The sequence below is a fragment of the Enterobacter sp. 5-4 genome (genome assembly GCF_000612205.1).
GTDB classification, from domain to species: Bacteria; Pseudomonadota; Gammaproteobacteria; order Enterobacterales; family Enterobacteriaceae; genus Enterobacter; species Enterobacter roggenkampii.
In genome coordinates, this window is record NZ_JFHW01000002.1 from 125,701 (window position 1) to 144,071 (window position 18,371).

Here is an 18,371-nt window from a genome sequence, read left to right on the forward strand (position 1 = left end):
ACCGTGCGGCGTATCGCACAATAACGCCAGTTCTCACTGCTAAGACCCATCACGATGAGCAAACCACTACAAAAACCCACCATTCTGAATGTTGAAACAGTCGCCAAATCGCGCCTGTTTAATGTCGAAAGTGTGGATCTGGAGTTCAGCAACGGTGTGCGTCGCGTTTATGAACGTATGCGCCCCTCGTCGCGCGAAGCGGTGATGATTGTGCCGATTGTCGACGATCATCTGATTTTGATCCGCGAATACGCTGTGGGAACGGAATCTTACGAGCTTGGGTTCTCGAAAGGGCTGATCGACCCGGGCGAAACCGTCTTTGAAGCGGCAAACCGCGAGCTGAAAGAAGAGGTGGGGTTCGGGGCGAATGAGCTTTCATTCCTGAAAAAACTGAGCATGGCGCCGTCCTATTTTTCCAGCAAAATGAATATCGTGGTGGCGGAAGATCTCTATCCTGAATCGCTGGAAGGGGATGAGCCGGAGCCGCTGCCGCAGGTTCGCTGGCCGCTGGCGCACCTGATGGACCTCCTGGAAGACCCTGACTTTAATGAGGCTCGCAACGTGAGTGCGCTGTTCCTGGTACGGGAGTGGTTGAAAGGGCAGGGGCGACTGTAGGCCATAAAAAAAGCCGGGTGGCGGCTTCGCCTGACCCGGCCTACGCTGTGTTGCCCGGTTTTTACCGGGCATTTTTACATTTAGAACAGCTCGTGCGTTTCGCCGTTATCGATAATCTCTGTACCCACCTCATGCACCGCCTGTGTGGTTGGCTGTGTGCCCTCGATGAAATACTCCTCGCGACTATTACCGCCGTTGGCGAGCTGGCCCGTGCTGCGGTCGATATTGACCGTCACCACGCCAGGCGGTGGCGTCAGCGGCTGCTCCGGCACGCCTTCAAGAACGGCCTTCATGTAGGCGTCCCAGGCTGGCTGCGCGCTCTTCGCGCCGCCTTCATAGCCGGAAATCTGATCTTTAATCGCGCCGGAGGCCGTGGTACGCCCTAAATCGCGGCGGTGATCGTCGAAGCCGATCCAGACCGAGGTCACCACGCCCGGACCGTAACCGGAGAACCACGCGTCTTTCGAGCTGTTGGTTGTCCCCGTTTTACCGCCGATATCATGGCGCTGCAGATCGCGTCCTGCGCGCCAGCCGGTACCCTGCCAGCCTGGCTCACCGAAGATGTTGGTGTTAAGCGCGCTTTTGATCAGGAAAGACAGCGGCGTGTTGATCACATGCGGGGCGTATTCCTGCGCGCCGGTCTGCGCCACCAGCGCCTGGTTCGCCTGCTCGAGCTGCGGCTGCGGCACCACGCCGCTCTGCTGCTCCTGCGACACGGCAGGGTCTTCCATGTCCTTGTTTTCAAGTACTTCAGATTTCGGCGTATTGCCATAAATGACCGGAATATCGCAGTCAGAGCAGGCAATTTTCGGCTTCGCCTCGAACAGCACGCCGCCCTGATCGTTCTCGATCTTGCTGATGAAGTACGGGTCAATCAGGAAGCCGCCGTTGGCCATCACCGAGTATCCACGCGCGACCTGAAGCGGCGTAAAGGAGGCTGAGCCTAACGCCAGCGACTCGGTGCGAACGATGTTCTGCGCCGGGAAACCGAAGCGCTGCAGATACTCTGCGGCATAGTCGACGCCCATGGCGCGCATGGCACGCACCATCACCACGTTTTTCGACTGTCCCAGACCCTGACGAAGACGAATCGGGCCGGCATATTCCGCAGGGGAGTTTTTCGGCTGCCAGTCGGAACCCGCCCCCGCATCCCAGCGGGAGATCGGCACGTCGTTGAGGATGCTGGCGAGAGTCAGCCCCTTATCCATCGCGGCCGTGTAGAGGAACGGTTTGATATTGGAACCGACCTGACGCAGCGCCTGGGTGGCGCGGTTAAATTTACTCTGGTTGAAATCGAACCCGCCGACCAGGGCCAGTACAGCACCGTTCTGCGGATTGATAGAAACCAGGGCCGAGTTGACGTCCGGCACCTGCGCCAGCCACCAGGATTCGCCAACCTTGCGCACCCAGATTTGCTGCCCGGTCTGTACCGCATCGGTCACTTTACGCGGCGTGGCGCCCTGCAGGGTATCCGAGCGGTACGGACGCGCCCAACGGATACCGTCCATGCGCAGGGAGACGGACGTACCGTCCGCGAGCGTTGCAACGGCTTCCTGAGGATCGGCCTGCGTCACCACGGCAGGAAGGAGCGGCCCGTAGGTAGGCAGTGCTCTCAGCGTACTGATGATTTTTTTGCTGTCCCACGCGCTTTCGCCCACCTTCCAGAGCACGTTTGACGGGCCGCGATAGCCGTGACGCATATCGTAGTCCATCACGTTGTTGCGCACCGCGTCCTGCGCCGCCTGCTGCACTTTACGGGTGACGGTGGTGTACACGCGATAGCCATCTTCATAGGCCTTGTCGCCATAACGGTTCACCATCTCCTGGCGAACCATTTCGGTCAGGTAAGGTGCAGAGAAGGCGATCTCCGGGGCGTGGTAGTTAGCGTCAATGACGTCGTTGCGCGCCTGGTCGTACTCGCTCTGGCTGATATAGCCTTCGCTCAGCATACGTGACAGGACGACGTTACGACGCGCGGTGGCGCGATCGAGCGAGTAGAGCGGGTTAAAGGTGGACGGCGCTTTTGGCAGACCGGCGATGGTGGCCATTTCGCTTAAGGTGAGTTGCTCCACAGGCTTACCGAAGTACACCTGCGCAGCCGCCCCCACGCCATAGGCACGGTAGCCCAGGTAGATTTTATTGAGGTACAGCTCAAGGATCTCATCTTTGCTCAGCAGCTGCTCAATACGGATCGCCAGGAACACCTCTTTGATCTTACGGGTCAGCGTCTTTTCAGGGCTGAGGAAGAAGTTACGCGCCAGCTGCTGCGTAATGGTACTCGCCCCCTGAGAGGCGTGACCAGAGAACAACGCAATGCTCGCGGCACGGAAAATCCCCACCGGATCGACACCGTGGTGCTCGTAAAAACGGCTGTCCTCCGTGGCGATAAAGGCTTTCACCATCACGGGTGGAATTTGGTTTAAGGTCAGCGGGATACGACGCTTCTCGCCATACTGCGCCATGAGCTCGCCATCGGCGCTATAGACCTGCATCGGGATCTGGAGACGCACATCGCGAAGCGTGGCGACATCAGGTAGCTGTGGCTCAATATATTTGTACAAACCGTAAATCGAGCCTGCTCCCAGCAGAATGCAACAGACTGCAAGGATGAATAAATACTTTACGAACTTCACCGGAGATTTCCCATTTGGTTTCACTTGGGCAGTTTCTAAACAATCGCGCGGTAGTATAAAGGCAAGCCTGATTCATTGATATAGCCGTCAGGGCGACGGGCGATAAGGAGATCGTGAAGCATGGCCTTCAAAACATGGCAAACGGGCGTTCATATTCAACAGGATAGGGTGCTGATCGTGGCGCTGGACCGGGATAAGTCCGGCTGGCGTCTGCGGCGCTGGTGGGCAATCCCGCTGGGCGAAGGCATCATTCGTGACGGCAAAATTTGCCAGCCAGAACAGCTGGTCGATGCGTTGCGCGACTGGCGAAAAACGCTGCCGCACGCCCATCGGGTGTTCCTCTCTTTCCCGGCAGCACGCACTCTGCAGCGGTCGCTTCCTCGCCCGACCGTTGCGCTGCGCGACAGCGAGCAGCTCTCATGGCTGGGTAGCGCGCTCGCCCGCGAACTGGAGATGTCTGCCGATACCCTCTGTTTCGACTACGCCCAGGATACCTTCAGCAATACCTTTCACGTGACGGCCGCACAAAACAACGAGGTCGATACCCTTCTGGCGCTGGCGAAAACGCTGCGTTTGCGGCTGGTGACCATTACCCCGGATGCCAGCGCGCTGACGAATCTTCTTCCCGCAGTGGCGCCAGCGAAGTGCGTCGCCTGGCGGGACGATCGGCAGTGGCTCTGGGCGATGCGCCACCAGTGGGGACGCCGCTTAACTACCGAAGCAGAAAACGTGGCCGAGCTGGCGGCGCTGCTGGCGCTTGGTCCGGATGACATCGCGCTGTTTGATTGCCAACGTGATCCGTGGGAAATCCTGGAACGCTGCCATGCTCCGCTGCCGGAATGCGGGGCTGATTATACCGTCGCGCTGGCGTTGGCCATGAGCGAGGTGCCCGGATGAGCATCCTGAATTTTCTGCCCTGGCGACAGCAGCGGCGCGCGCGATGCCTGCGCTTCTGGGGCGCAATGTGTATCGGCACAGTACTGTTGATGTTCGTAGTCATTGTTTGTCTGCGGATGAACCAGTTCGTGAAACTGCGCGCGCTGCAAACGGATCTGACGGGAATGCAGTCCGTGCAGCACGCGCTTGTCGCCCGGCAAAAACTGGCCGCACAGGCGCAGCTACCCGCGCAAACCAGGCAACGACGCGCATGGCAACCGGTGCTGGCCTCCCTTTCCCGCGCCATTCCTTCACAGGTCTGGCTGACAGAGCTGCGCTATCAGCCGCCTGCGTTGATTTTGACCGGTTATGCCATCACCCTGCCGGCCCTCTCTGCTCTGCGCGATGCGCTTGGCCAAATAGCGGGCTTTACGCCCGGGACGCCGGGCGAGCTTCGGCAGGATAGCCGGGGGCACTGGATGTTTACGCTTCATCTCAAAAGCGAGGGGTAACGCGTGAATACCTTGTTAGAACGCTGGTGCGAAAGCCGTCCCTGGCATCGGCTACTCTGCTGGTGCCTGGGGAGTCTCCTGGCAGGACTGGTCGCGTGGGGGGCGTTGCTCAGACCGGTAGACAGGCAGTGTGCTGAACAACAACGCCAGCTGATTGAGGATGTAAGCACTAACGCATCGTTATGGCCTGTTGTCAGAAAGGGGCCGTTTCGTCCGGACTCTGCGAAGGCTCGGGAGCTGGCGCCGTTCTCCCCGCTCAATTTTCAGGGCGATGAGACGACGCTGGTTCACTGGAAGCCGCTGCAGAATGGAGGGGAGCTGGCGCTGGATGCGGAGTGGCAGGCCATTCCGGAACTTTTTTCCCGGCTGGCACAGCAGGATGTGGAGATCGCCGCTTTCGCAATTGCGCCACAAGGTAGGGCGTTACGCCTGCAGCTGGAGCTGGAACATGCGAAATAGCGCGCGATGTTTGCTGGTTTGCTCAGTGCTGCTATTGACCGGTATGCGCGATCCGTTTCGTCCTCCGGACGATCCTTGCGCCATTGGCGAGCTGGCGCAGTGGCGCTTTCGCGGCATGGTGGAAGGGCAGGAGACTATCGGCATTTTACAGGATGGGGAAAAGCGCTGGTACCGGCTGAAAACGCATGAGCGCTTCCCGTCAGGCTGGAGGATAACCGCCGTCAATGCAGCGGAGCTGGCGGTTGATGTGGGTGACACCTGTGACCCGGGAAAATGGACGTGGCAACGAGAAGGAACGGACAAAAATGAATTTACGGATAATGCTGTGGCTGCTGGCGTTCAGCCAACCGCTGTGGGCCGCCGCGCCAAAACCGGTCACGCTGGTGGTGGATGACGTGCCTGTGGTCCAGGTGTTACAGGCCCTGGTCGCACAGGAGAACCGTAATCTGGTGGTATCGCCTGATGTCAGCGGTACGCTTTCGCTTAACCTGACGCGCGTTCCCTGGAGGCAGGCGTTACGGACGATCGTCTCCAGCGCCGGACTCGTCTTGCGCGAGGAGGGCGGTATTTTTTATGTGCATACCGCGGCCTGGCAGCGTGAGCAGCGGGAGCGTTCAGAACAGGAACAGGCGCGTCGACAGCTTGATGCCCCGCTGGTCACTCAGGGCATTCCCTTTTCTTATGCGGATGCCGGGGAGCTGCAAAAAGCCGCGGAAAAACTCCTGAGCCCAAAGGGGAGTTTATCCGTCGACAAACGTACTAACCGTCTGCTGATTCGGGATAACCAGGCTGCGGTGGATACGCTGCAGCGCTGGGCCGCCGAGATGGATATTCCCGTCGAGCAGGTCGAACTGGCGGCGCATATTGTGACCATCAACGAAAAAAGCCTGCGCGAGCTGGGGGTGAAGTGGAATCTCGCCGACGCTACCGACGCGGGCAAGGTGGGACAGCTCACGACGCTGGGCAGCGATCTTTCCGTTGCCAGCGCCACCAGCCACGTGAGGTTTAATATCGGTCGGATTAACGGCAGGTTGCTTGATCTGGAACTTTCAGCGCTGGAGCAAAAACAGCAGGTCGATATCATCGCCAGCCCGCGGCTGCTGGCCTCGCACGGGCAACCGGCCAGTATCAAGCAGGGCAGCGAAATTCCGTATCAGGTCTCAAGCGGGGAAAGCGGCGCCACCTCCGTTGAGTTTAAAGAGGCGGTACTCGGAATGGAGGTCACACCGGTAGTATTGCCGGGGGGACGCGTGCGCCTGAAACTACACATCAGCGAAAATATGCCGGGACAGGTTCTGCAGCAGGCCGATGGCGAAACGCTGGCTATCGACAAGCAGGAGATAGAAACCCAGGTGGAGGTAAAAAGTGGAGAAACGCTGGCGTTGGGCGGAATTTTTTCCCAGAAGAACAAAACCGGCAGTGACAGCGTACCCGGTCTGGGAAGCATCCCCTGGATTGGATCGCTTTTTCGTCATGACGGGAAAGACAACGAACGGCGTGAATTAGTGGTGTTTATTACACCACGTCTGGTCGGTATTCGCTAACGGGTAACGATCCCCGCAATGATTTTGCATTCAGTTTGTTGCAGATGTTTGACGTGGGGCATGAATTAGCATACAAGGAGTACCGATTTGAGTTGGACTTACGTCTTATTACCTTATGCGCCCGGCGCGGTGATTTAATCAGTTGCCAAACAAGCCGGAGTATTGAGATAATTTTTAGTCTGACTCTCGCTCTATTGCATATGAGGTTTCAGTTCATGTCCTGCTACGCCGGGTGTCTGCGAAGCGGGGATTACCATTAACGAATAGTCTTAGTAGTACCGATAAAATGGCAGAGAAACGCAATATCTTTCTGGTTGGGCCTATGGGTGCCGGCAAAAGCACTATTGGGCGTCAGTTAGCTCAACAACTCAATATGGAATTTTACGATTCTGATCAAGAGATTGAGAAACGAACCGGAGCTGATGTGGGCTGGGTTTTCGACGTAGAAGGCGAAGAAGGTTTCCGTGACCGAGAAGAAAAAGTGATCAACGAACTCACGGAAAAACAGGGCATCGTTCTGGCAACAGGCGGCGGCTCTGTGAAATCTCGCGAAACCCGCAACCGTCTCTCCGCCCGTGGCGTAGTGGTCTATCTTGAGACGACCATTGAGAAACAGCTGGCACGTACGCAGCGCGATAAAAAGCGCCCGCTGCTGCAGGTTGAAACGCCACCACGCGAAGTTCTGGAAGCGTTGGCCGATGAACGCAATCCGCTGTATGAAGAGATTGCCGATGTGACCATTCGTACCGACGACCAGAGCGCTAAAGTGGTTGCAAACCAGATTATTCATATGCTGGAAAGCAACTGATTCTGGCTTTATATACACTCGCCTGCGGGTAATAGCATTAAAGGTGGATGTCGCGTCATGGAGAGGATTACAGTTACTCTCGGGGAACGTAGTTACCCTATCACCATCGCGGCTGGTTTGTTTAACGACCCAGCTTCCTTTTTACCACTGAAAGCGGGTGATCAGGCGATGCTGGTCACCAACGAGACGCTGGCTCCGCTTTATCTCGACCGCGTACGCCACCTGCTTGAGCAGGCGGGCGTAAAAGTCGACAGTGTGATTCTCCCCGATGGCGAGCAGTATAAAAGCCTGACGGTACTGGATACCGTCTTTACCGCATTGCTGCAAAAACCGCATGGTCGCGATACAACACTGCTTGCCCTGGGCGGCGGTGTTGTGGGCGATCTGACCGGCTTTGCGGCCGCAAGCTATCAGCGTGGTGTCCGCTTTATTCAAATCCCTACCACGCTGCTGTCCCAGGTCGACTCCTCTGTGGGTGGCAAAACGGCAGTGAACCATCCGCTCGGCAAAAACATGATTGGCGCGTTCTATCAGCCCGCATCGGTGGTGGTGGATCTCGACTGTCTGAAAACCCTGCCGAAGCGCGAGTTGGCTTCGGGTCTGGCGGAAGTGATCAAATACGGCATTATTCTGGATGGCGAGTTCTTTAGCTGGCTTGAAGAGAATATGGATGCGCTGCTGGGCCTCGATGAGGCAAAACTGGCATACTGCATTCGTCGTTGCTGTGAGCTGAAAGCAGAAGTTGTTGCCGCAGACGAGCGTGAAACGGGCTTACGTGCTTTACTGAATCTTGGGCATACGTTTGGTCACGCGATTGAAGCCGAAATGGGTTACGGCAACTGGCTGCACGGTGAAGCCGTCGCGGCCGGCATGGTGATGGCTGCCCGCACCTCTGAACGCCTTGGGCAGTTCAAACCGGAAGAGACGGCACGTATCATTGCGCTGCTTGAGCGTGCAGGTTTGCCGGTGAACGGGCCGCAGGAGATGTCGGCGCAAGCGTATTTACCCCACATGATGCGCGATAAAAAAGTATTGGCAGGTGAGATGCGTCTTGTACTCCCGCTTGCAATAGGGAAGAGTGAAGTGCGCGGCGGAGTGCCGCACGATGTCGTTCTTGGCGCTATCGCTGACTGTCAGCAGGCGTAACAACTAGAAAGGTCAGGCCACTGTCGCAGGTGGTCGTTTAGCTTCAGGTGAAATGCAAAGTCGTTGGCATAAGCCTTTGAGTGGGGTGTTAAATGGATGAATTCAAACCAGAAGACGAGCTGAAACCCGATCCCAGCGATCGTCGTACTGGTCGTTCTCGTCAATCTTCAGAACGTGATAACGAGCCGCAGATCAACTTTGACGATGTTGATCTGGATGCAGACGATCGTCGCCCTTCGCGCAGCCGCAACGCGCACGAAGAGCGAGCAGAAGAGGATTATGAGTCCGAAGAAGATTCAATGGACGAACAGCCTGTAGAGCGTCGCCCGCGTAAACGTAAAAAAGCCGCTGCGCCAAAACCGGCGTCCCGCCAGTACATTATGATGGGCCTTGGCGTTCTGGTGCTTGTGCTGCTGATTGTCGGCATTGGCTCCGCGCTTAAAGCACCGTCAACGAACTCAACCGAGCAAACGGCTTCCGCTGAGAAGAGCATCAACCTTTCCGGTAACGATGCGTCCAATCAGGCGAATGGCGCACAGCCAGCGCCGGGTGCTACTTCCGCAGAGCAGACCGCCGGTAACACCACAGCGCCGCAGGATGTTTCTCTGCCGCCCGTTTCTTCAACCCCAGCTCAGGGGCAGGCACCTGTTGCGCCTGAAGGTCAGCAGCGTGTGGAAGTTCAGGGAGACCTGAACAATGCGCTGACGCAGCCGCAGAACCAGCAGCAGGTTGATAACGTCGTGGTTAACTCTACGCTGCCAACTGAACCTGCAACCGTTGCCCCGATTCGCGGCGGTAACGCTCAGCCGCAAACGGCCGCGACGGAAACCAAACCGCACCAGACGCAGACTACAACACGTCCTGAGCGTAAGCAGGCAGTGATTGAGCCTAAGCGTGAAACCAAACCTCAGGCAGTGGTAAAAGCGCCTGAAGTGAAAGCCGTACCGGCCCAGCCGAAACGCACGGAAACGGCTGCGGTGAGCGAGCCTGCTAAAGCGCCCGTCACGCAGACTGCGCCGAAAGCCACGGCGACCACCACGGCACCGGCTGCCACAGCGGCACCAGCCGCGACGGCAACCGCATCCAGCAGCGCGGCAGGTAAAACGGCAGGTAACGTCGGTTCGCTGAAGTCTGCGCCTTCCAGCAACTACACGCTGCAGCTGAGCAGTTCGTCTAACTACGACAACCTCAACAGCTGGGCGAAGAAATCAAATCTGAAAAACTATGTTGTTTATCAGACGACCCGTAACGGTCAGCCGTGGTATGTGCTGGTGAGCGGTGTTTATTCGTCAAAAGATGAAGCAAAACGTGCCGTAGCGGCGCTGCCAGCTGACGTTCAGGCGAAGAACCCATGGGCGAAGCCGATTCATCAGGTTCAGGCCGATCTGAAGTAATGTTTAAAGCGCAGGATGCTGTCGGAGCTTTCTCCACAGCCGGAGAAGGTGTAATCAGTTAGTCAGCATGAAAAAAAATCGCGCTTTTCTGAAATGGGCAGGGGGGAAATACCCCCTGCTCGATGATATTAAAAAGCACCTGCCTGAAGGCGAGTGTCTTATCGAACCTTTCGTGGGTGCGGGATCGGTGTTCCTCAACACCGATTTTTCTCGTTATATCCTGGCGGATATCAACAGCGACCTTATCAGCCTCTATAACATCGTTAAGCTCCGTACCGATGAGTATGTCGCAGAGGCGCGCAAGCTGTTTACGCCCGAGAACAATAATCCGGACGTTTACTACCAGTTCCGCGCGGAGTTTAACCAGAGCCAGGATCCGTTCCGCAGAGCCCTGCTGTTCCTCTATCTTAATCGTCATGGTTACAACGGCCTGTGCCGGTATAACCTGCGCGGGGAATTTAACGTGCCGTTTGGTCGCTACAAGCGCCCGTATTTCCCACAGGACGAGCTTTATCACTTTGCTGAAAAAGCGCAGAACGCGGAGTTTCATTGCCTCTCCTATGAAGAGTGTATGGAACTGGCAGGCGTCAATTCGGTGGTTTACTGTGACCCCCCATACGCGCCGCTGTCTGCGACGGCGAACTTCACCGCCTACCACACCAACAGCTTCAGCCCTGCCGAGCAGGCGCGTCTGGCGGAGATGGCGGAAAAGCTGGTCAGCAAAAGAATTCCGGTGTTAATTTCGAATCACGACACGCCTGATACGCGCGAATGGTACAAAGCCGCGAAGCATTTTCAGGTTAAGGTGCGGCGTAGCATTAGCAGCAACGGCGGCACACGTAAAAAGGTGGACGAACTCCTGGCTCTTTATCGCCCCTGAGCCGTTTTGCCCGCCGGTAAACACATTTCAAGGAGAAGCGGATGAAACAGTTTTTGATTGCTCCCTCAATTCTGTCGGCCGATTTTGCCCGCCTGGGTGAAGATACCGCCAACGCACTGGCGGCTGGCGCGGATGTCGTCCATTTCGACGTGATGGATAACCACTACGTTCCTAACCTGACCATCGGTCCGATGGTGCTCAAGGCGCTGCGTAACTATGGCATTACCGCCCCGATCGACGTTCACCTGATGGTGAAACCGGTTGATCGCATCGTGCCTGACTTCGCCGCGGCGGGTGCCAGCATCATCACCTTCCATCCGGAAGCCTCTGAACATGTGGATCGCACGCTGCAGCTGATCAAAGAGAACGGCTGTAAAGCGGGTCTGGTGTTTAACCCGGCCACGCCGCTGAGCTATCTCGACTATGTCATGGATAAGCTGGACGTGATCCTGCTGATGTCCGTTAACCCCGGTTTTGGCGGCCAGTCATTCATTCCTCACACGCTGGATAAGCTGCGTGAAGTCCGCCGTCGTATCGACGAGTCAGGCTACGACATTCGTCTGGAAGTAGACGGCGGCGTGAAAGTGAATAACATTGGTGAAATTGCGGCGGCAGGCGCGGATATGTTCGTTGCTGGTTCTGCCATTTTCGACCAACCGGATTATAAAAAAGTCATTGATGAAATGCGCCGCGAGCTGGCGAAGGTAAGTCATGGATAAATTACAGGCTATTCGGGGTGTGGCATTCGACCTCGACGGCACGCTGGTTGACAGCGCGCCGGGCTTAACGAGCGCCGTCGACCAGGCGCTGTATGCACTTGAACTCCCCGTTGCGGGTGAAGAGCGCGTCGTCACGTGGATTGGCAACGGCGCCGATGTTCTGATGGCGCGCGCGTTGACGTGGGCGCGTCAGGAGCGTGCGTCGCAGCGTTCCGCCCAGGGTAAACCGAGCGTCGATCACGCGGACATCCCGCAGGAAGAGCAGCTGCGTATTCTGCGCAAACTGTTCGATCGTTTCTATGAAGAGACCGTCGAGGAGGGCAGCTTCCTGTTCCCTGACGTTCAGGAAACGCTGAGCGCGCTGCACGCGAAGGGCATCCCGCTGGGTCTGGTGACCAACAAACCCACGCCGTTTGTCGCACCGCTGCTGGAAGCGCTCAATATCGCGAAGTATTTCTCCGTGATTGTGGGCGGCGACGACGTGCAGAACAAAAAGCCCCATCCGGAACCGCTGCTGCTGGTGGCAGGAAAATTATCCTTAACGCCTGCGGAGCTGCTCTTTGTCGGCGATTCCCGCAATGATATTCTGGCTGCCCGCGCGGCCGGGTGTCCTTCCGTGGGGTTAACCTATGGCTACAACTACGGTGAAGCCATCACGCTGAGTGAGCCGGACGTCGTTTTCGACCACTTCAAAGATTTGTTGCCCGCACTCGGGCTTTCGCACAGTGAACATCAGGAATTGAACAATGACTAAGCCCATCGTTTTTAGTGGCGCACAGCCTTCAGGTGAATTGACCATTGGTAACTACATGGGTGCGTTACGTCAGTGGGTCAGCATGCAGGATGACTACCATTGCATTTACTGCATCGTCGATCTCCATGCGATTACCGCCCGTCAGGATCCTGAGAAGCTGCGCAAAGCCACGCTGGACACCCTGGCGCTGTATCTGGCCTGCGGCATCGATCCAGAGAAGAGCACCATCTTCGTTCAGTCTCACGTGCCGGAGCACGCGCAGCTGGGCTGGGCGCTGAACTGCTACACCTATTTTGGCGAGCTGAGCCGCATGACGCAGTTCAAGGATAAATCCGCGCGCTACTCTGAAAACATCAACGCCGGCCTGTTTGACTATCCGGTGCTGATGGCGGCAGACATCCTGCTGTACCAGACTAACCAGGTTCCTGTCGGCGAAGACCAGAAGCAGCACCTGGAGCTGAGCCGCGATATCGCCCAGCGCTTCAACGCGCTCTACGGCGATGTGTTTAAAGTACCAGAGCCATTTATTCCGAAGTCCGGCGCACGCGTAATGTCGCTGCTGGAGCCGACCAAGAAGATGTCCAAGTCTGACGATAACCGCAACAACGTTATCGGCCTGCTGGAAGATCCGAAATCGGTTGTCAAAAAGCTCAAGCGCGCGGTCACGGACTCCGACGAGCCGCCTGTTGTGCGCTACGACGTGCAGAACAAAGCGGGCGTCTCCAACCTGCTGGATATCCTCTCGGGCGTCACCGGCCAGAGCATCCCTGAGCTGGAAAAACACTTCGAAGGCAAGATGTACGGCCACCTGAAAGGCGAAGTGGCAGATGCCGTTTCCGGCATGCTGACCGAGCTGCAGGAGCGTTATCACCGCTACCGTAACGACGAAGCGTTCCTGCAGAAAGTGATGAAAGAGGGGGCGGAAAAAGCCAGCGCGCGCGCGTCCGAAACCCTGAAAGCGGTGTATGAAGCAATTGGGTTTGTGGCGAAACCTTAAGCCGCTGTGCCGGGTGGCGGCTTCGCCTTACCCGGCCTACGGGACCGTGTAGGTCGGGTAAGCGTCAGCGCCACCCGACAAAAAACACACTCTCCAAAACTAAAAACCGGGATATCCCGGTTTTTTTACGCCTGTAAAACGCTTACTGCTGTGCCGCCGGGCCGCAACCACCGATGATCTTCGAAATGGAGATCGCCGGGTGCAGCAGGTAATCGTAGCTGCAGTTATTTTTGGTGTTTTGAACGTGACCGGTGCAGGCCGTCAGAGTCGATAACAGGCCAACCAGAACGGCGGCTTTTGCCAGTTTGAACATATGCATTCCTTGTCTAAAAAATGGATGTAATACGAGGGAATAAATGGAAAAGTTCCACTATGCGGGCGGTATGTTATCGGTAGGCGTAAGAGGGGAGTAGTCCGCTTAAGGACTACTCCAGGAAGGGAGAATATGCGTTAGTGATTCGAGAACCAGTTCAGCCTGTCGCGCAGTTCAACCACGCGGCCCACCACAATCAGCGCCGGGCTTTCGACCTGCTGCGCCAGCTCGCCTAACTGCGTCAGCACGCCATCCACCACGCGCTGCGTAATGGCGGTGCCGTTTTCGACCAGCGCGACGGGCATATCCGCATTCATACCGTGCTCCAGCAGCTTCGCCTGAATCGTGGCGGCCTGATTGAGCCCCATGTAGAACACCAGTGTCTGCTTTTCGGCGGCCAGGTTATGCCAGTCCAGCTCGCTGCCGGTCTTCAGGTGGCCCGTCACCAGACGCACGCTCTGAGCGTAGTCGCGGTGGGTCAGCGGAATGCCAGAGTACGCTGAACAGCCGGACGCCGCCGTAATGCCGGGCACCACGGAGAACGGAATACCCGCGTCGCACAGGGTTTCCAGCTCCTCGCCGCCGCGTCCAAAGATAAAAGGATCGCCCCCCTTCAGGCGGACCACGCGTTTTCCCTTTTGCGCTTCGCGCAGCAGGATCTGGTTAATCTCCTCCTGCGGCACGCAGTGGTAGCCCGCGCGCTTGCCCACGAAGACGCGGTCGGCGTCGCGGCGCACCAGGTTCATGATGTCATCGGAGACCAGACGGTCGTACACCACGATATCCGCCTGCTGGATCTGCTGTAGCCCTTTCAGCGTCAGCAAGCCCGCATCACCGGGGCCTGCGCCTACCAGCACCACTTCGCCGCGATGGTCCAGCGGTTCGCTTAGCAACTGCTCGGTCGTCTCTTCAACGGCTTTGGTGTCCTGATTCGCCAGCGACTGCGCCAGCCTGTCGTTCACAAAGAATTTTTCCCAGAAGCGACGGCGCTCGCCCACGGTCGCGAAGGTTTGCTTCACGCGTGAACGCAGCTGACCGGCATAATGCGCAATCTGGCCAAGGTGTTGAGGCAACAGGGCTTCCAGTTTTTCCCGCAGCAGACGCGCGAGAACCGGCGAACGTCCCCCGGACGATACCGCAATCATCAGCGGCGAGCGGTCGATAATCGACGGCATGATAAAGCTGGCTTCTTTCGGCGCATCCACCACGTTGCAGAAGATACGGCGCGCTTCGCAGGCGTCGCTGACGCGCTGATTCACTGCATCGTCATCCGTCGCGGCAATGGTCAGCCAGCAGGTATCCAGCAGGGATTCATTAAACTCCCCCTGCTCCAGCGTAAGCATCCCTTCCTGCGCCCAGACGTCAAACTGGGGGGAGAAGGACAGGGCATTCACGGTCAGGCGGGCGCCAGCCTCTAACAGCAGGCGCGCTTTGCGCTCGGCCACGTCGCCGCCGCCCACGAGCAGGCAGTCGCGGTTGCGTAATTGACAAAAAATCGGCAGGTGATCCACGACGTTACCTCACAGCATTCATGGCGGGGGAAGAATTGACGTCAGGATAACAGCAGGAATCGTACAGAACATACGGTTTTTCCTGCCGTTACCCATAAGGGGTCATAAGCCTTTCCTATTGAAAAGGCGAGGGGTTACGCTTTCAGCTGCACCTCGCCGTCCTTCACGCGGACGTCGTAGTGTTTGACCGAGAAGCTTTCATCTTCCATGCAGAGTCCGTCGGTTAAGCGGAAACGCTGCTTTTTCAACGGGCTGGCGACCCACAGTTCCCCCTGGTGCTCGGCAATCAGGCCGCGGGAGAGCACGCTGGCCTCGAAGAACGGGTCGATATTGCTGATAGCAAAGACCTGTTCATCGTGGCGAGGGCGGAAAATCGCCACCTGCTCGTTGCCCAGCAGCGCACAGACGCCGGTGGCGGGGAGAATGTCGTTAATATTGCAGATGTTTACCCACTGGCTCATGCGTTTTCCTCCACCAGCGTGACCGGAATACGTTCATACGGCGTGGCCGGACGATGCTGTTCGCGCTCCGGCACAACCTGTACGTTCGGGTCGCGCTGGGTGCTGTTGATAAAGTGTTTGAAGCGCGTCTGCGCCGCCGGGGTGTTGACGGTTTCCGTCCACTCGCAGATCACCGCCTCGCGCAGGCGGGCCATCTCCGCTTCCAGATGTTCGTTCAGGCCCAGCTTGTTGTCGATAATGACCGATTTCAGGTAGTCGATGCCACCTTCGAGGTTATCGAGCCAGGAGGCGGTACGGGTCAGCTTATCGGCGGTACGGATGTAGAACATCATGAAGCGGTCGAGATACTGAATCAGCGTGTCGCGATCGAGATCCGCCGCCAGCAGGTCCGCGTGGCGCGGTTTCATCCCGCCGTTGCCGCACACATACAGGTTCCAGCCTTTCTCGGTGGCAATAATACCCACGTCTTTACCCTGCGCTTCCGCACATTCGCGGGTACAGCCGGAGACGCCGAACTTCATTTTGTGCGGGGTACGGATGCCTTTGTAGCGGTTTTCCAGCTCAACGCCGAAGCCCACGCTATCGCCGACGCCGTAGCGACACCAGGTGCTGCCCACGCAGGTTTTCGCCATGCGCAGCGCTTTGGCGTACGCGTGGCCGGTTTCGAAGCCCGCTTCAATCAGCTGACGCCAGATTTCCGGCAGGTCGTCCTTCTGCGCGCCAAACAGGCCGATACGCTGGGAGCCGGTGATTTTGGTGTACAGATTAAATTCACGTGCGATACGGCCCACCGCGACCAGCCCTTCCGGCGTGATTTCACCACCGGCCGAGCGTGGAATCACGGAGTAGGTGCCGTCTTTCTGGATGTTGGCCAGGAAGTTGTCGTTGGTGTCCTGCAGCGGCGTATGCTCGGGCTTGAGCACGTACTCGTTCCAGCAGGAGGCCAGCAGGGAGCCGACGGTCGGTTTACACACTTCACAGCCGTAGCCCTGGCCGTGTTTCTCCAGCAGTTCGTCGAAGGACTTGATGCCTTCCACGCGGATCAGATGGTACAGCTCCTGGCGAGAGTAAGCGAAGTGCTCGCACAGGTTGTTGTTCACTTCGATGCCCTGTTTCGCCAGCTCGGCGTTCAGTACCTGGGTGACCAGCGGAATACAGCCGCCGCAGCCGGTACCGGCTTTGGTTTCCGCTTTCAGCGCCGCAACGGTGTGGCACCCTTTGTTGATCGCGGAGATCAGCATGCCTTTGGTGACGTCGAAGCAGGAGCAAATCTGCGCGCTGTCCGGCAGTTTATCCACGCCGATGGACGGCTTGCCGCTGGAGGCGTGCGCCGGGAGGATCAGCGCGTCCGGGTTTTCCGGCAGCTCGATGGCGTTGAGCACCAGCTGGAGCAGGTTACCGAAGTCGCTGGTGTCGCCCACCAGCACCGCGCCGAGCAGGGTTTTGTTGTCCTGGCTGACGATGAGACGTTTGTAGACTTCTTTGCTTTCGTCGAGGTAGACATAGCTGCGCGCGCCGGGCGTGCGGCCATGCGCATCGCCAATACCGCCTACGTCCACGCCCAGCAGCTTCAGCTTGGCGCTCATGTCTGCGCCGGTGAAGGCGTTTTCGCTGCCCAGGATATGATCCACGGCGACCTGCGCCATTTTGTAGCCCGGCGCCACCAGGCCGTATACGCGGTTGTTCCAGCTGGCGCATTCGCCGATGGCGTAGATATCCGGATCGGAGGTCTGGCAGGTGTCGTTAATCATGATCCCGCCGCGCTGCGCGACGGCCAGGCCGCACTGCGTTGCCAGCTTGTCGCGCGGGCGGATGCCGGTGGAGAAGACGATGAAGTCCACTTCCAGCTCGCTGCCGTCGGCAAAGCGCATGGTTTTGCGTGCTTCAGTCCCTTCCTGAACGATCTCTTTGGTGTTTTTGCTGGTGTGAACCTTCACGCCCATGCTTTCGATCTTACGGCGCAGCTGATCGCCACCCATGTGGTCGAGCTGTTCGGCCATCAGCATCGGCGCAAATTCGATGACATGGGTTTCAACGCCGAGGTTTTTCAGCGCGCCCGCGGCTTCCAGGCCCAGCAGGCCACCGCCAACAACCGCGCCGCGTTTGCTTCGACGCGCACAGGATTCAATGGCGTTGAGGTCTTCAATGGTACGGTAAACGAAGCAATCCTGCGTTTCCGAGCCTTTAATCGGCGGGATCCACGGATACGAGCCAGTCGCCATGATCAGCTTATCGTAAAAAACCGTACGGCCGGCGCTGGAGTGGATCACTTTTTCCTGACGGTTGATGGTGATAGCGCGTTCGCCCACCAGCACTTTTACGCCATGCTTCTCGTAGAAACCTTCACGCACCAGAGAGAGCTCTTCGGCGGTATGATGGGAGAAGTAGGAAGACAGGTGCACACGGTCGTATGCCTTGCGGGGTTCTTCACAGAACACGGTAATATCGAACTGCTCAGCATCGGCTTTATCGAGAAGATCCTCAATAAAGCGGTGGCCGACCATGCCGTTACCGATGATAGCGAGTCTGACTTTGCTCATTATTGCCTCGATTTCTTTTCTATTATTGCCTACCTTAACGATTCAGCAGGGGCGCTTATTGATGCAAATCAAATACGCCTTCGCCTACTCCCTAGGTGGTATATGACTGATTTGTCAGGATTTTTATAAGTGGCGGAAATCGCAGGCTTTTCGTGTTCGTTGAATTTGTGTACAAATCAGGGGCGGTTTTGCAAAAATCGATACGCCTG

18 protein-coding genes are annotated in these 18,371 nt (G+C 57.5%); 13 read left to right on the forward strand and 5 right to left on the reverse strand.

The features are described 5' to 3' along the window. Positions 1-54: 54 nt before the first annotated feature. A complete protein-coding gene (gene nudE / locus AA74_RS0100825; RefSeq protein ID WP_008503041.1) occupies positions 55-615 on the forward strand; it encodes an ADP compounds hydrolase NudE in 561 nt (186 codons plus the stop codon). A gap of 80 nt (positions 616-695) precedes the next feature. Here the strand turns inward: nudE and mrcA are convergent, their stop codons facing one another. Further along, positions 696-3,248 (reverse strand): peptidoglycan glycosyltransferase/peptidoglycan DD-transpeptidase MrcA, encoded by a 2,553-nt coding sequence (gene mrcA / locus AA74_RS0100830; protein WP_025910304.1) that lies wholly within the window; start codon positions 3,246-3,248, stop codon positions 696-698. A 120-nt stretch (positions 3,249-3,368) separates the two neighbouring features. On the opposite strand from mrcA, the gene pilM reads away from it, so the two are divergent. The 12 genes from pilM to trpS all read left to right on the forward strand — a co-directional run bounded on the left by pilM (position 3,369) and on the right by trpS (position 13,337). Further along, positions 3,369-4,145, forward strand: a complete 777-nt coding sequence (gene pilM / locus AA74_RS0100835; protein ID WP_025910305.1) for a pilus assembly protein PilM — start codon at positions 3,369-3,371, stop codon at positions 4,143-4,145. After that, positions 4,142-4,636: a PilN domain-containing protein gene (locus AA74_RS0100840; protein WP_025910307.1), complete on the forward strand. Its 495-nt coding sequence runs from the start codon at positions 4,142-4,144 to the stop codon at positions 4,634-4,636. The genes pilM and AA74_RS0100840 overlap by 4 nt, the downstream gene beginning before the upstream one ends. A 3-nt stretch (positions 4,637-4,639) precedes the next feature. Beyond that, positions 4,640-5,095: a hypothetical protein gene (locus AA74_RS0100845; protein ID WP_025910309.1), complete on the forward strand. Its 456-nt coding sequence runs from the start codon at positions 4,640-4,642 to the stop codon at positions 5,093-5,095. 25 nt (positions 5,096-5,120) lie between these two features. Further along, positions 5,121-5,489 (forward strand): HofP DNA utilization family protein, encoded by a 369-nt coding sequence (locus tag AA74_RS0100850; RefSeq protein ID WP_371258210.1) that lies wholly within the window; start codon positions 5,121-5,123, stop codon positions 5,487-5,489. Beyond that, positions 5,401-6,639: a DNA uptake porin HofQ gene (gene hofQ, locus AA74_RS0100855; RefSeq protein WP_025910313.1), complete on the forward strand. Its 1,239-nt coding sequence runs from the start codon at positions 5,401-5,403 to the stop codon at positions 6,637-6,639. Before AA74_RS0100850 ends, hofQ begins: the two co-directional genes overlap by 89 nt. 286 nt (positions 6,640-6,925) lie before the next feature. Continuing rightward, complete coding sequence (aroK, locus tag AA74_RS0100860) at positions 6,926-7,447, forward strand: shikimate kinase AroK (RefSeq protein ID WP_003861630.1); 522 nt, start codon at positions 6,926-6,928, stop codon at positions 7,445-7,447. A 57-nt stretch (positions 7,448-7,504) separates the two neighbouring features. Further along, positions 7,505-8,593, forward strand: coding sequence for a 3-dehydroquinate synthase (gene aroB / locus AA74_RS0100865; RefSeq protein WP_023326225.1), 1,089 nt, complete (start codon positions 7,505-7,507; stop codon positions 8,591-8,593). Between the two features lie 92 nt (positions 8,594-8,685). Next, positions 8,686-9,987 carry a cell division protein DamX gene (damX, locus tag AA74_RS0100870; RefSeq protein ID WP_023294719.1) on the forward strand — a complete coding sequence of 434 codons (1,302 nt, stop codon included), beginning with the start codon at positions 8,686-8,688 and terminating at the stop codon, positions 9,985-9,987. Between the two features lie 67 nt (positions 9,988-10,054). Next, entirely contained in the window at positions 10,055-10,867 is an 813-nt protein-coding gene (dam, locus tag AA74_RS0100875; RefSeq protein ID WP_008503033.1) for an adenine-specific DNA-methyltransferase, read from the forward strand. Between the two features lie 41 nt (positions 10,868-10,908). Further along, positions 10,909-11,586 carry a ribulose-phosphate 3-epimerase gene (gene rpe, locus AA74_RS0100880; protein WP_008503032.1) on the forward strand — a complete coding sequence of 226 codons (678 nt, stop codon included), beginning with the start codon at positions 10,909-10,911 and terminating at the stop codon, positions 11,584-11,586. Next, positions 11,579-12,340 carry a phosphoglycolate phosphatase gene (gph, locus tag AA74_RS0100885; protein ID WP_023326223.1) on the forward strand — a complete coding sequence of 254 codons (762 nt, stop codon included), beginning with the start codon at positions 11,579-11,581 and terminating at the stop codon, positions 12,338-12,340. The genes rpe and gph overlap by 8 nt, the downstream gene beginning before the upstream one ends. Continuing rightward, a complete protein-coding gene (gene trpS, locus AA74_RS0100890; RefSeq protein WP_023298773.1) occupies positions 12,333-13,337 on the forward strand; it encodes a tryptophan--tRNA ligase in 1,005 nt (334 codons plus the stop codon). Before gph ends, trpS begins: the two co-directional genes overlap by 8 nt. 142 nt (positions 13,338-13,479) lie before the next feature. Here the strand turns inward: trpS and AA74_RS0100895 are convergent, their stop codons facing one another. The 4 genes from AA74_RS0100895 to nirB all read right to left on the reverse strand — a co-directional run bounded on the left by AA74_RS0100895 (position 13,480) and on the right by nirB (position 18,162). Further along, positions 13,480-13,650: a YhfL family protein gene (locus tag AA74_RS0100895; protein ID WP_008503029.1), complete on the reverse strand. Its 171-nt coding sequence runs from the start codon at positions 13,648-13,650 to the stop codon at positions 13,480-13,482. Between the two features lie 137 nt (positions 13,651-13,787). Further along, positions 13,788-15,161, reverse strand: a complete 1,374-nt coding sequence (cysG, locus tag AA74_RS0100900; protein ID WP_025910325.1) for a siroheme synthase CysG — start codon at positions 15,159-15,161, stop codon at positions 13,788-13,790. A gap of 134 nt (positions 15,162-15,295) precedes the next feature. Then, a complete protein-coding gene (gene nirD / locus AA74_RS0100905; protein WP_008503027.1) occupies positions 15,296-15,622 on the reverse strand; it encodes a nitrite reductase small subunit NirD in 327 nt (108 codons plus the stop codon). Continuing rightward, entirely contained in the window at positions 15,619-18,162 is a 2,544-nt protein-coding gene (gene nirB, locus AA74_RS0100910) for a nitrite reductase large subunit NirB (protein ID WP_025910327.1), read from the reverse strand. Before nirB ends, nirD begins: the two co-directional genes overlap by 4 nt. Between the last annotated feature and the right edge of the window lie 209 nt (positions 18,163-18,371).